The sequence below is a fragment of the Aliiglaciecola sp. 2_MG-2023 genome, from assembly GCF_030548145.1.
Taxonomy (GTDB): Bacteria; Pseudomonadota; Gammaproteobacteria; order Enterobacterales; family Alteromonadaceae; genus Aliiglaciecola; species Aliiglaciecola lipolytica_A.
Genome location: NZ_JAUORY010000003.1, coordinates 201,397 through 214,771, shown reverse-complemented (window position 1 = coordinate 214,771; position 13,375 = coordinate 201,397). Strand labels below are relative to the sequence as shown.

Sequence of the window (13,375 nt, the reverse complement as noted above, 5' to 3'; positions counted from 1 at the left end):
ACCGAGGTGGACCAACAAGGTCCGCAATATGCGGCAGTATTGGTATCTAAAATAGCCTGTTGTTTTTACATTAAATAAATACATCAATCTAATACGTTATTTATCAGTTGCTGCGAGTTCGAATTACGCGTTATGTGACGCATAGTTGAGGAATAATAATGCAAGTGTCAGTCGAAACGACTCAAGGCCTAGAACGCCGTTTAACCATATCTGTTCCTGCTGATTCTATTGATTCAGCGGTAAAGTCACGTTTACAGCAGTTGGCTAAAACCCAACGTATTAATGGTTTCCGTCCAGGTAAAGTGCCAGTCACTGTTATTAAAAAACGCTTTGGCCAGGCTGTTCGTCAAGAAGTTGCTGGTGAAGCCATGCAACGTAATTTCTACGAAGCTGTGGTTCAAGAGAAACTGAATCCAGCGGGTATGCCTCGCTTTGAAATGACAAAAGATGTGGATGGCGAAGATTTAGAATTTGTTGCATCTTTTGAAATTTATCCTGAACTAGAAGTTCAAGGTATTGATAAAATCGAGATTGAAAAGCCTGTTGTTGAAATAAACGACAAAGATCTCGACAACATGATGGATACCTTGCGTAAGCAACACGCTGACTGGAAAGAAGTTAAGCGTAAAGCGAAGAAAGATGATCGTGTAACGATTAATTTCGTAGGTACTATTGATGGTGAAGAGTTTGACGGCGGTAAAGCCGAAGACTTCCCACTAGAGCTTGGTAAAGATCGCATGATTCCTGGTTTTGAAAAACCATTAGTTGGCGCGAAGAAAGGTGAAGAAGTTGTTTCTAAAGTGACTTTCCCTGAAGATTACCACGCTGAAAACCTAAAAGGTAAAGAAGCTGAGTTCACTATCTCTGTCACTAAGGTTGAAGGTTTAGAGCTACCTAAAGTAGACGAAGAATTTGCTAAATTATTCGGTATTGAAGATGGCGATATTGAAGCACTTAAAGTTGAAGTTCGTAAGAACATGCAACGTGAACTTGATCAAACCCTTAAAGCTAAATTGAAAGAAGATGTCATCTCTGGATTGCTTGAGCAAAACAGTATTGATGTTCCTAAAGCACTTCTTGATCAAGAGATCGACGCGTTACGCGAGCAAGCGAAGCAACGTTTCCAACAACAATCTGGTGGCAACAGTGCAAATATGCCTGAATTACCAGCTGACTTGTTCGAAGAAAATGCTAAACGTCGCGTTTCAATTGGTCTAATTTTAGGTGAAATCATCAAAATCAATGAAATTAAAGTGGATGATGCAAAAGTTGAGCAGTTAATTGAAACAACTGCTTCTGCTTACGAAGATCCATCTGAAGTCATTGAGTACTACAAAACAAATAATGAATTATTGCAGCAAATTCAAAATGTTGCGCTTGAAGAGCAAGCAGTTGAATTGGTTCTAAGTCAGGCTAAAGTTAAAGAAGTTGACACAGCTTTTGACGATATCATGAACAAACAACAATAATTTAGGCCTTTGGTAATTGACTTCAATAGTCAGCACCTGATTAAATGCTCGGTAATTACCGAGCATTTTCATTTTTGAAGAATTAATTTTATGTTGAATAATCCGATCGATCCACTCAATGCACTTGTCCCCATGGTTGTAGAACAAACTGCAAAGGGTGAGCGCTCTTACGATATCTATTCTAGACTATTGAAAGAGAATGTAATTTTCTTAGTTGGTCAAGTTGAAGATCACATGGCTAACTTAATCGTGGCTCAGATGTTGTTCTTAGAAGCTGAAAACCCTGAGAAAGATATATTTTTATATATTAACTCTCCAGGTGGTTCTGTTACGGCAGGAATGGCCATATATGATACAATGAACTTTATTAAACCTGACGTGAGCACTGTGTGTGTTGGGCAAGCTGCCAGTATGGGCGCATTCTTGTTGTCAGGTGGAGCTAAAGGTAAGCGTTATTGTTTGCCAAACTCTCGAGTGATGATTCATCAGCCTTTGGGCGGATTTCAAGGACAGGCATCTGATTTTGAAATACATGCTAAAGAAATCCTGTCTATTAAAGAGAAGCTAAACCGTTTGATGGCAGAACATACCGGTCAGGATTACGATAAAGTTTCTCAAGATACAGATCGTGACAATTTTTTAAGTGCAGTTGAAGCTAAAGATTACGGTTTAATTGACCAAGTGTTAACTAGTCGAAGTGATGCACTAAAAACCAAATAGTAATTTAAGTAGTATATTGTTTAGCCTGTAACGTCAATATGGGCTTAGAGATAAAGCACAAAACGATATGACGAATTGGAAGGGGCAATTGATAAATGAGTGATAAGCAAAACACAGACGGCGACAACAAGCTATTGTATTGCTCGTTCTGCGGTAAGAGTCAGCACGAAGTGCGCAAACTTATCGCTGGACCTTCAGTGTTCATTTGCGACGAATGTGTCGAACTTTGTAACGATATTATTCGTGAAGAAATTAAAGAGATTTCGCCTAAGAAAAAGCAAGACGCTTTACCTAAACCAAAAGAAATCCATGCCCATCTTGATGAGTATGTGATTGGTCAAGAACACGCTAAAAAAGTATTGTCTGTTGCTGTTTATAATCACTATAAACGACTTAGAAGTGGCGACGTACATAATGGCATTGAATTAAGTAAGAGTAACATTCTACTTATTGGACCTACTGGTAGTGGTAAAACATTGCTTGCAGAAACACTTGCAAGGCTTTTAGACGTGCCATTTACGATGGCCGATGCAACTACATTAACCGAAGCCGGTTATGTGGGTGAAGACGTTGAAAATATTATTCAAAAATTATTGCAAAAATGTGATTATGACGTCGAAAAAGCGCAGCGCGGCATAGTTTACATTGATGAAATAGACAAAATATCTAGGAAGTCTGATAATCCTTCGATTACCCGTGATGTTTCAGGTGAAGGTGTTCAGCAAGCACTATTAAAACTAATTGAAGGTACTATTGCTTCGGTTCCACCTCAAGGTGGCCGTAAACATCCTCAACAAGAGTTTTTGCAAGTTGATACTTCTAAGATCCTATTCATCTGTGGTGGTGCATTTGCTGGCTTGGATAAAGTCATAGAGCAGCGCGCAGCGGTGGGCTCTGGTATTGGTTTTGGTGCAACAGTTAAAAGTAAAGACGATAAAAAAGCATCTAATGAACTATTCAAAAAAGTAGAACCAGAAGACTTGGTGAAATATGGACTGATTCCAGAATTTATAGGTCGTCTGCCCGTTCTTACTAGTTTAGAAGAGTTGAACGAAGAAGCATTAATCCAAATTCTTCAAGAGCCTAAGAATGCGCTAACTAAGCAATACGGTGCATTGTTCGCAATGGAAGATACTGAGTTAGAGTTTCGAGAAGATGCTTTGCATGCTATTGCCAACAAAGCAATGCAGCGAAAAACTGGTGCACGTGGATTGAGATCTATCGTTGAAGGTGTTTTGTTGGAAACAATGTATGATTTACCTTCGATGACAGGCGTAAGTAAAGTGGTTATTGATGAAACAGTCATCAAAGGGGAATCTAAACCCATCCTTATTTACGACAGCGGTACAGATAAAAAAGCCGCCGCAGAATAAACTAGTTAGAAATTTAAAGGCTCTTCGGAGCCTTTATTATTATCTACGCGTTAATTAACTCGATACTCTATCTAAGTCCCCCTAATGCTTAAGCGTAATTCTACCTAATTTAATTTAGGTAAATTAATTCATATTGTTAGTCTATTTAACTTTCTGATTTTCAAAGATAAAAATATAATTTGAATAAGATTTCATAGTATCGTAGTGTTATTTAATTGAACTTTACTGTGTTAACCCCATATACATAAGCATTACCTTTCTAGCAGTTAACTAAAACGAGATGTAGCATGACAGATGAGCGAGTAGATCGCATTGAAATGCCAGTATTGGCATTGCGTGATGTGGTGGTGTATCCCCACATGGTTATCCCATTGTTCGTTGGCAGAGAAAAATCTATCCGTTGTTTAGAAGCAGCAATGGACAAAGATAAGCAGATTTTTTTGGTTGCCCAAAAAGACGCTGGCGTAGATGAGCCAGAGACAGATGATGTGTATCAAGTTGGTACCATCGCAACGATTTTACAGCTTCTTAAATTACCTGACGGCACAGTGAAAGTGTTGGTTGAAGGTAACGTACGAGGTCAAATTCAAACATTTTTACAAACCGACGAATTCTTTGTTGCAGAAGTTGTGCGTAAAGAAGATCAAGAGGTTGCAGAAAACGAGCAAGAAGTGTTGATACGCTCAGCAATTTCTCAGTTCGAAGGTTACGTTAAACTGAATAAAAAGATCCCACCAGAGGTGTTAACCTCTCTTAGTGGTATCGAAGAAGCCGCTAGGCTTGCAGATACGATGGCGGCACATATGCCATTGAAACTGTCTGAAAAACAAAAAGTACTCGAAATGGAAGGCGTGAATGAGCGTTTAGAGTATTTGATGGCACTCATGGAAAACGAAATCGATTTGCTTCAAGTAGAGAAAAAAATCCGTACTCGGGTTAAAAAGCAAATGGAAAAAAGCCAACGTGAGTATTATCTGAATGAGCAGATGAAGGCTATCCAAAAAGAATTGGGTGAGCTGGATGAAACTCCAGATGAATTTGAAGCCTTAGCTAAAAAGATTGAAGAAGCTAAAATGCCTGAAGAGGCAAAAGAAAAGGCAACGGCTGAACTACGCAAACTTAAAATGATGTCGCCAATGTCTGCGGAAGCGACTGTAGTGCGCAGTTATATTGATTGGCTAGCAAATGTACCTTGGAATAAACGCAGTGTGGTTAAGAAAGATTTAGCCAAAGCTGACGATATTCTTGACTCAGACCACTACGGTTTGGACAAAGTTAAAGAAAGAATCATTGAGTACTTAGCGGTTCAACAGCGAGTTAAGAAGCTCAAAGGTCCAATTTTATGCTTAGTTGGTCCTCCTGGAGTGGGTAAAACCTCATTGGGACAGTCAATCGCCAAAGCGACCGGCCGTAAATACGTGAGAATGGCCCTTGGTGGAGTGCGTGATGAAGCTGAGATTCGTGGTCATAGACGCACTTACATTGGCTCGATGCCAGGTAAATTGATTCAAAAAATGGCGAAAGTAGGGGTTAAAAATCCACTATTTTTACTAGATGAAATTGACAAAATGTCTTCAGACATGCGTGGTGATCCCTCTTCTGCATTGTTAGAAGTGTTAGATCCCGAGCAAAACGGCACCTTTAGCGATCATTATCTAGAAGTGGATTATGATTTGTCAGACGTGATGTTCGTCGCGACGTCTAACAGTATGAATATCCCCGGTCCATTGTTAGACCGTATGGAAGTTATTCGCTTATCTGGTTACACAGAGGACGAGAAGCTGAACATAGCCACCCGTCACCTGGTTGAAAAGCAGATGTCCAGAAACGGACTTAAAACCGGTGAATTGGTCATTGAAGATTCGGCGATTATTGGCATTATTCGTTATTACACTCGGGAAGCCGGCGTACGTAGCTTGGAACGAGAGATTTCCAAGATTTGTCGCAAAGCAGTGAAAAACATTTTACTGGATAAATCGATAAAGCAAGTTGTTGCTAACCAAGATAATTTAAAAGATTTCTTAGGTGTTCAACGTTTTGATTATGGAAAAGCCGAAGGCAGCAATCAAATTGGTCAGGTAACTGGACTCGCTTGGACGTCTGTTGGCGGTGATTTGCTCACAATTGAAACAACCTCAGTGCCTGGAAAAGGGAAAACAACCTTTACCGGATCTTTGGGCGACGTAATGCTCGAGTCCATTAAAACGGCAATGACAGTTGTACGTAGCCGAGCTGAGAAATTACGTATCAACGAAGATTTCCATGAAAAACGTGATATCCATGTGCACGTTCCTGAAGGAGCGACGCCAAAAGATGGTCCAAGTGCGGGTATCGCAATGTGCACAGCTTTGGTTTCTTCTCTGACCGGTAATCCAGTTAAAGCTGAAGTGGCTATGACTGGTGAGATTACACTTCGTGGTGAAGTGTTAGCCATCGGTGGGTTGAAAGAAAAATTACTGGCCGCTCACCGTGGTGGAATTAAAACAGTAGTGATTCCTAAAGACAACGAACGTGATCTTGAAGAGATTCCAGATAACGTCAAACAAGACCTAGATATTCACGCAGTCCAATGGATTGATGAGGTTTTGAACTTGGCATTACAGGAAAACCCTGAGGGTTTTAGCCCCGAAAAAGTGAAATCGAATAAAAAGTAACCAATAACGGCTATTTTTTTATATTTTTTGGATTTTAGGGCTTCCCTAAGTTAAAAGATATGATAGCCTTTAGCACAGATTCGTCAGAAGCCTTATCACAAAAGGGATTGAGACGATTCATAAATGTAAAAAAATCGTAAAACATTGCTTGAAATTAAAAATTAAGCTTGCTATAACGTGACCGTAATAAAAAATGTGCGGAACAATAAATAAAAACAAATGAAGGGGATCTATTGTGAACAAGTCTCAACTAATCGATAGTATTGCTGCTGGTGCAGATATTTCTAAAGCAGCTGCTGGTCGTGCTCTTGATTCATTTACCGATGCAGTTACTGCAGCTCTTAAAGACGGCGATCAAGTAGCGCTAGTTGGCTTTGGTACATTCTCAGTTCGTGAGCGTTCAGCTCGCAGTGGTCGTAACCCGCAAACTGGCGAAACTATCCAGATTGCTGCAGCGAAAGTGCCTTCTTTCAAAGCTGGTAAAGCACTTAAAGATTCTTGTAACTAAGAATTTTAGTCTTTTAAAAAAGGGCGATGAGCGATCATCGCCCTTTTTGTATGTTTAGTACGAAAAAACTAAAAAGCGCAAAGCGCAATGAGTTGGTTGCTTATTAGGGGGTTAAGTTGGCCTCCAATGTGAATAAATTTTAAATAATTATTCGAAACAACCGCTGAATTCGTTTTACTTGGGTATATCACTGGTGATCAAACCATTTTTCACGTTATAATCCTGCCGCTTTATTACCGTGTAGAAAACGTTTAACACGGTTGAATTCATTAGTCCGTCGGAGAGAAAAGACGCATATGTTGGAAAAAATTAGAGAAGGATCGCAAGGCACTTGGGCTGTAGTGATCCTAGGTTTAGTTATTTTAAGTTTCGTCTTCGCGGGCGTTGGCGGTTATGTATCTTCATCAAGCAATGCAGCTGCATCGGTTAATGGAAGTGAAATATCCCAAACTACATTTGATCGTGCGTATCAGAATGAGCGTGCACGGATGGAAGCACAATTCGGAGAAAGCTTCAGCATACTTGCCGCTGATACTGCGTATTTGAATCAGTTTCGTAAGAGTATTCTGGATAGACTTATCGCGGATAAGTTGATGGAGCAAGCAGCCGAAGAAATTGGTTTGCGTGTTAGCGACGAGCAAATTCGTGAAAGTATTGTCAATATGCCAGAGTTTCAAGTTGGTCAATCTTTTGATAATGAGCGTTTTAAAGCGACATTACGTCAAGTTGGCTTTCAACCTAGTACCTTCAAAGACTACCTACGTAGCGAAATGACGCGACAACAGTTCGTCAGCGCGATGTTAGGCAGTGAGTTTAGTCTAAAGTCTGAAGCATCTAAAGTTCTTTCCCTGCAATTGCAAACTCGCGATATTCAATATTTCTCAGTGCCCTCGGCTGATTTTGCTTCATCAGTAGAAGTAAACGATCAGGATATTGAAGTATATTATCAACAAAACCTTGCTCAGTTCGATACTCAAGAAAAAGTAAGCTTGGAATATATTGAGCTTAATGCTGATGATTTGATGTCAGGTATTGAAGTGACAGAACAAGAAGTAGAAGACTTATACAATAGATCTTCTAATGATTTCCAAACTGCTGAACAAAGAAAACTTTCACTTATTCTTATCGAATTTGGTGATGACGAAGAAGCTGCCAGGGCGAAAGCTGAAGCTACTTTAGCGCGTGTACGTGGTGGCGAAGATTTTGCAAAAGTTGCTTCTGAAGTATCAGATGACGCGTTTTCTGCTGAAAATGGTGGTGACTTAGATTTTATTGCTCGCGGTGATATGGATAGTGAATTTGAAGATGCAGCATTCAATCTTGAAAATGTGGGTGACATTACCGATATTGTTGAGTCTGATTTCGGATTACAAATCATTAAGCTTACTGAGATTAAAGATCAGCAAGTAACGCCTTTTGCCGAAGTTAAAGATACCTTAACTGAACAAGTAAGACGGGAAAAAGCAGTTGAAGAGTTCTTTATTCTTCAGAACACCGCTGCTGAGTTGGCATTTGAAATGCCAAATGGTTTGGTCGAAGTTGCAGAAGCATTAGATACTGAAGTGAAATCTACGGAGTTGTTTACTCAAAATGCGCCTCCAGCAGAGGTTTCAAGTCCATTGGTAGTGAACCAAGCATTTTCAGAAGAGTTAATTGCAGATCGTGTAAATAGTGAACTGATTTCAATTGGTGAGAATAATGTGATGATTATTCGTGTTAAAGAACACGAAGCAGAGCGCACTAAGTCACTAGATGAAGTTAAACCTGAGATCGTCATTCAGCTTACTGCTCAAAAAGCGCAAGAAGCAGCTAAAGCTTGGGCGCAGTCTTTATTGGCTGATTTACAAGACGGTACTGATATATCCGATAAACTTGCTGAAAAAAACCTTGGTTGGGAACTACAAGCTGATGTGGCTAGATTCGGTAGTGAAATTCCAGCGGCGATTGTTGATAAAGTATTTCAATTATCAGCTAATCCTGAGCAAAATAAAGCGGTAGTGGAACTAGCCAACGGTGATATTGGTGTTGTGCAGCTAAACAATGTGAACAGCTCCGCGGCATTACCTGCAGAGCAGGTGATAGCCATGCAACGTCAACTAGGCCAAATGCAATCTCAAACTGAAATTACTAACCTAATTGAAGCATTGAAAGCAAAAGCAGATATCGAAGTGTATATTCAGTAATTCATAATTAGTTCTCAAAAGGCCAGTCTCACTGGCCTTTTTTATGCCTGAAGTTTGCCTTTTATGGTTGCTAACGCATGGGGAGACTACCACCTGAATTTAGCTCAGCTATCAAATTCTACTATCAACCAATAGTCAGAGTGGGATGTTTCAATTAATGGCTTTATCAATCCAAAGCTAGTGCCCATTGTGGTTTTTTCACTAGGATCTCTCCAAACTAAATTGACACTCGATTCGAGCAGACTGGTATCAATAACAATCTTGCCCAGCCAGCCTTTAGGAGCGTTTGAGCAGCTAAAGAAACTAGTATTAGGGTTTGTTAACATTTCAATATTACAGCTAAACTCGCTTTTTTCAGGTGCCATTTTAAGTTTACTTATTTGTGCAAGTTGCTTCTCATTACAGGGCTGTTGAATATCATCCTCAGTGTTCGTACAAAATATATCCACGATTAGGCCAGGTGTATCGCCCCCCTTCACCTTTAGCTGGAGTACTCTGCTAGATATTGTTTGATATTGATTAAACATTGAAATGGAAGGGGAGCCAATTAGGCCTTCGTTACCTTTGTTTATTTCATTTGATAATTCACTGCTGCCAGCCATTAAGGCAATTAAACGGCCCTTACTATAAGATGCATATTGTAACTCTTCGGGAGAAAATACACTTTGCTTCGGCTGATTGCTAACCTTAGCAACGAGTTCATTACTGCTATTCCAGATAGCTTGCATGGTTATCTCAAAATCTAAAAAAGGTATCAAGCTTTGCCAATCAGAGTCGCCGTCGAGGATCATTTTTTTAATGACTTCGTTGTCTTCATGTTGAAGCCGTTCCACATAGATACTTCTCAACTCAAGTTGAGCTGCAGATGGCGACATCAGCAAGGTATTTTCAAGTGGTGATAAAGGTAAAGCTTTTTCTAAAACGTGACTCTTAATCAGGTTTGATACATATTGTTGATATTGGTTACTGAACTCCTCCGTCATCTGATTTTTGAGAAAAGAAATGGTTTGCAGGGAATGTAAATCTGCTAGTAACTCAAAGTCGCCATCAACTCGTTCAAAGCGGCATACTTCATCATATTGATCACCAATCTTGCTGGCACTAATATATTTGCCTTCGCTGACGACTTTAAAATGTTTGTGCGCACTACCACTTTCGTTTCTATAGTAATTTTGATTTGTCAGCATATCCTTTGTATCGTGATGGTCACGACAGCAACTAGAACACAATGGGGACTGACCTGGTTCGGCAATACCTGAGGCTTTGATTTTCCACAGCCCTTTTTTGATTGCCAACTGGTTTCCATCAATGACAACTTGTGCTGGCGTTTTAGCCTTAGTTTCAGTGGACAATGCACATCGACACTGGGCGAAGGCAAATTCTCTTTGTTGTTGTATTGTGGCGTGTTTTGAATCTTCATCGAGCACCAACCTAATCGTACTCGCTGTGCTGATTTTAGTTTTTTCGTCGAATTTAATGGGTAAACTTGCCTGTACTAAATCTTCGTCTAATTTGTGTTTAACGAGATTTTTCTGACTCGTCATTGATATTTGATTTTTGGCTACTAAGTTACCCTCTGGCGTTTTATGAAATACATGAAAACTTCTATTTGTGGGGATAGGGGCAATAAAACCACTTAACTCATATTGTTGGGTTTTGCCGTCACTACCTAGCCAGCTTACCTTAACGGTTACGGCTTTTCTGTCTGCTAACGAAGGTAGCGGAGCTGGTGCATCTTTATCTTCATCATTTACCCACTTGTCAGCTTTACCATCATCATCAGAATCAACATAATATTGCTCTGTAACCTGCCAGTGCTGCTTAAATTTAGCGCTATTATCCGTATGCGCATTTTCGATTATTTCAATCTCACCTGCCGCTGAAGCGCCCCCTTTATCGTCAGCGATTGATTGGTAGCTGGTTTTACCGTCGTCTGTTTGATTACGTTCAAAATAGCTAAGCTCAGCCATTTTTTGTTTCGCAATTTGGACCGCTTTAGCGTGTAAATCTAAGGATTTTTCTGATTGCATTATGCGGTTTTGCATAGTTGCAAACCCCGTTATTCCCACAAGCAATATTAATGACGCTATCATCACTTCAACGAGTGAAAAGCCCTGTGATAACTTTTGTGGCGCTCCATCTATTAAAGGCATCAGAAGTTGCGCCAACTATTAGGTACAAGTGCGATTCGCCAGTTACTTGGAGATTGCCGAAAATTGTCTAACACAACAGCATTATATTTTATGGTTAAAGGTAGGTTGTTAAATGAAATTGATTCGCTAGCGATGAGCGCACCTTCAATTACTGCAGGCCCGTTGACTTCAATGAGGGCTGCCAAAATTGAATCAAATGGCTTCAACATCAGCACAATACCTTGGACTCCTGAGTTTTCAGAAAAAACCAAATTGCCATTCGCAATTATTAACATGACAGGACGTTCTGTTGTACCCACTGTGGTTTCTTTACTTAGTTTACAATCGCCTTTCACCCATATTAATCCTGAACTTAGATTGTTCAGGTCTTCACAGTGGGAAATGACTTTATCAGCCTCATCTAATAGCTGTGTTCGGTATTTAACCGGTAAATTCGTCAGGTAAGTAAATATGTCCTTGGGAAAATCCTTCGGATTATCCACAATATCGCCATTTTTCTGCTGACCCATACTCAAGGGGGATGATTCACATTCGCCATTGATATATTCATACTGCTGACAGGTAATTAGGTCTAAGGTAGTGATATCGATTTTGTCGGACGTCCACAGGGACAAAGGCAAACCTATACCTGCACCGTTGGGGTTAGCAACTAATTTTAACTTATTTTCGATAGATATGGATTTACCAACTATTAATGCTGCCTTAGGCAATGTGCGAATTAGCGGGTATGCAATAATATGTTGGGAAACCTCTATGTTGGCTAAATGGTCTTCTGATGTGCCTGTAGTGCTAATTTTTATGACGCGCATTTGATGACTAAATCGCTCAGTTTGTAAGCTTTTCATTTCAGCAGAATACTGTCCTTGTCCTTCTATTAGCATGTTTAGTTTAGGCAGTTCTTGTTGCGGCTGTTGACTAATTTGCGACAGCAATCGGAAGTTACCTAACGCTGCCATATTCTCAGCGGTTACCTTATTTTGTGTATTCAGGCTAACTCGATGCTTTACTAGGCTAACCCTAGCGCTATATACAATGATGGTCGAAGTCAGCAGCAACAATAAGGTCACTGTGATTAACATCATTGCACCCAGTTGCTTGGCTCGATTAGGCTTAAACATTTTGCTGGCTATGTGCATACACATCTCGAGTAATTTGCTTACTCATGGTGCTATGCTGTTTTACTGAGGCTGATATATGTATCCGGATACCTATTGTCGATTCGGATGTGAAAATGATGCTGAATCGTAACTCCTCAACAGAAGTGACACTGCTGTCGGTCAGATCTTGCCAACCGCCAGCAGCACAATCAGCGCCATCTTGACGCATCTCAACTGCGTCGTTATGTAGTCGAAATCCGTAATTTTCATCACTTCCTTCTAAATTGATAACGCCATTTTTATCTTTATCGTACGCATAGAGTATGCAGCTATCACTGCTCTCTTTAGGGTGCTTGGAAATAACAATAGGTTGATGAAATTGGCTGAGGTAAATATCAGGATTATTTATCGCAGCGGTTATTTCAGCGTTGTAACCTGTTCGCTGTATTTCTGCAGTGATCAAGTTTGTTACGGTATTAAGTTCCTCATTTAAACGCATTAGCATTAAGAACTTGCTATTAGAAGCTGCGGCATTACCAATAAATCCGGCTAAACTGGCCAATGCCGACATTCCAATTACCATGGCAATAAGTAATTCAATTAGCGAAAAACCAAGTGCTCTTAGTTGTCTACTTAACATATTTGGAAAGCTCCTAAGTGACCACTGTGCATGCAAATTCTGACTCGACCTAAATTGCTCACAATGAGTTTGGCGGCTTCAGTGCCATTGCTAAACACACCGGAGCCTGCATTGCCAATTGCAGTGCCTCTGACCCCGTCAAAGATAATAGCCTGATCTTTTCCCATGGTAATTTTCGAAAATAAGATGTGAGGATAATCTTCAGCCGATACGCGATACTCTATGTTATCCACACTACACAGCGATTTTACTTGGCAATTGCAAGGGCCCGTATCGCTTAATGCGATACACCAGTTGTCGCCATTTTTAAATTGCACGGTAATGTTTTTATTCTGTGTGATTGCCGTGGATTTAGCTTGTTGCAGTAAAAAGTAACTGGTCTGCAAAGAAGCCTTCAATTGCTGATGGCGTAAAGTTTGAATTATTGATGGGCCGCCAATTGCAGCAAGTAGAGCGATAATTGTAAGTACCACCATCATTTCTAAAATGGTAAGCCCTCTATTGAGGTGAGATCTAAGTTGATGTTTTTTATTTAAACGCACTTTCAATACCCTTTTAAATTTTCCATGTGCTTTACT

10 protein-coding genes are annotated in these 13,375 nt (G+C 40.1%); 6 read left to right on the top strand and 4 right to left on the bottom strand.

All coding sequences use genetic code 11. The features are described from left to right. Nucleotides 1–158 precede the first annotated feature (158 nt). The 6 genes from tig (at nt 159) to Q4567_RS04760 (ending at nt 8,907) form a co-directional block, all read left to right on the top strand. Nucleotides 159–1,469 carry a trigger factor gene (gene tig, locus Q4567_RS04785; RefSeq protein ID WP_216049958.1) on the top strand — a complete coding sequence of 437 codons (1,311 nt, stop codon included), beginning with the start codon at nt 159–161 and terminating at the stop codon, nt 1,467–1,469. A 90-nt stretch (nt 1,470–1,559) separates the two neighbouring features. After that, nucleotides 1,560–2,189: an ATP-dependent Clp endopeptidase proteolytic subunit ClpP gene (clpP, locus tag Q4567_RS04780; protein WP_303499560.1), complete on the top strand. Its 630-nt coding sequence runs from the start codon at nt 1,560–1,562 to the stop codon at nt 2,187–2,189. A gap of 95 nt (nt 2,190–2,284) precedes the next feature. Continuing rightward, the gene (clpX, locus tag Q4567_RS04775; RefSeq protein ID WP_216049960.1) at nt 2,285–3,562 is read left to right on the top strand and encodes an ATP-dependent protease ATP-binding subunit ClpX; all 1,278 of its coding nucleotides are present in this window, start codon (nt 2,285–2,287) and stop codon (nt 3,560–3,562) included. A gap of 287 nt (nt 3,563–3,849) precedes the next feature. Further along, a complete protein-coding gene (gene lon / locus Q4567_RS04770) occupies nt 3,850–6,216 on the top strand; it encodes an endopeptidase La (RefSeq protein WP_216049961.1) in 2,367 nt (788 codons plus the stop codon). Between the two features lie 235 nt (nt 6,217–6,451). Continuing rightward, nucleotides 6,452–6,724 (top strand): nucleoid-associated protein HU-beta, encoded by a 273-nt coding sequence (gene hupB / locus Q4567_RS04765; RefSeq protein ID WP_008844220.1) that lies wholly within the window; start codon nt 6,452–6,454, stop codon nt 6,722–6,724. 296 nt (nt 6,725–7,020) lie between these two features. Beyond that, nucleotides 7,021–8,907 (top strand): SurA N-terminal domain-containing protein, encoded by a 1,887-nt coding sequence (locus Q4567_RS04760; RefSeq protein WP_216049962.1) that lies wholly within the window; start codon nt 7,021–7,023, stop codon nt 8,905–8,907. Nucleotides 8,908–9,011: 104 nt separating this feature from the next. Here the strand turns inward: Q4567_RS04760 and Q4567_RS04755 are convergent, their stop codons facing one another. From Q4567_RS04755 to Q4567_RS04740, 4 genes are read right to left on the bottom strand one after another with little or no spacing between them, the layout of a single operon-like run. Next, nucleotides 9,012–11,060, bottom strand: a complete 2,049-nt coding sequence (locus tag Q4567_RS04755) for a prepilin-type N-terminal cleavage/methylation domain-containing protein (protein ID WP_303499559.1) — start codon at nt 11,058–11,060, stop codon at nt 9,012–9,014. Next, nucleotides 11,060–12,178, bottom strand: a complete 1,119-nt coding sequence (locus Q4567_RS04750) for a hypothetical protein (RefSeq protein WP_216049964.1) — start codon at nt 12,176–12,178, stop codon at nt 11,060–11,062. The genes Q4567_RS04755 and Q4567_RS04750 overlap by 1 nt, the downstream gene beginning before the upstream one ends. Then, nucleotides 12,171–12,797 carry a prepilin-type N-terminal cleavage/methylation domain-containing protein gene (locus Q4567_RS04745; RefSeq protein ID WP_216049965.1) on the bottom strand — a complete coding sequence of 209 codons (627 nt, stop codon included), beginning with the start codon at nt 12,795–12,797 and terminating at the stop codon, nt 12,171–12,173. The genes Q4567_RS04750 and Q4567_RS04745 overlap by 8 nt, the downstream gene beginning before the upstream one ends. Next, a complete protein-coding gene (locus tag Q4567_RS04740) occupies nt 12,791–13,339 on the bottom strand; it encodes a GspH/FimT family pseudopilin (protein WP_303499558.1) in 549 nt (182 codons plus the stop codon). Before Q4567_RS04740 ends, Q4567_RS04745 begins: the two co-directional genes overlap by 7 nt. Nucleotides 13,340–13,375 lie beyond the last annotated feature (36 nt).

Coding starts and splice junctions, on each gene's coding strand:
- tig (WP_216049958.1), top strand. CDS start 159: ATGCAAGTGTCAGTCGAAACGACTCAAGGCCTAGAACGCCGTTTAACC.
- clpP (WP_303499560.1), top strand. CDS start 1,560: ATGTTGAATAATCCGATCGATCCACTCAATGCACTTGTCCCCATGGTT.
- clpX (WP_216049960.1), top strand. CDS start 2,285: ATGAGTGATAAGCAAAACACAGACGGCGACAACAAGCTATTGTATTGC.
- lon (WP_216049961.1), top strand. CDS start 3,850: ATGACAGATGAGCGAGTAGATCGCATTGAAATGCCAGTATTGGCATTG.
- Q4567_RS04760 (WP_216049962.1), top strand. CDS start 7,021: ATGTTGGAAAAAATTAGAGAAGGATCGCAAGGCACTTGGGCTGTAGTG.
- Q4567_RS04755 (WP_303499559.1), bottom strand. CDS start 11,060: ATGCCTTTAATAGATGGAGCGCCACAAAAGTTATCACAGGGCTTTTCA.
- Q4567_RS04750 (WP_216049964.1), bottom strand. CDS start 12,178: ATGTTTAAGCCTAATCGAGCCAAGCAACTGGGTGCAATGATGTTAATC.
- Q4567_RS04745 (WP_216049965.1), bottom strand. CDS start 12,797: ATGTTAAGTAGACAACTAAGAGCACTTGGTTTTTCGCTAATTGAATTA.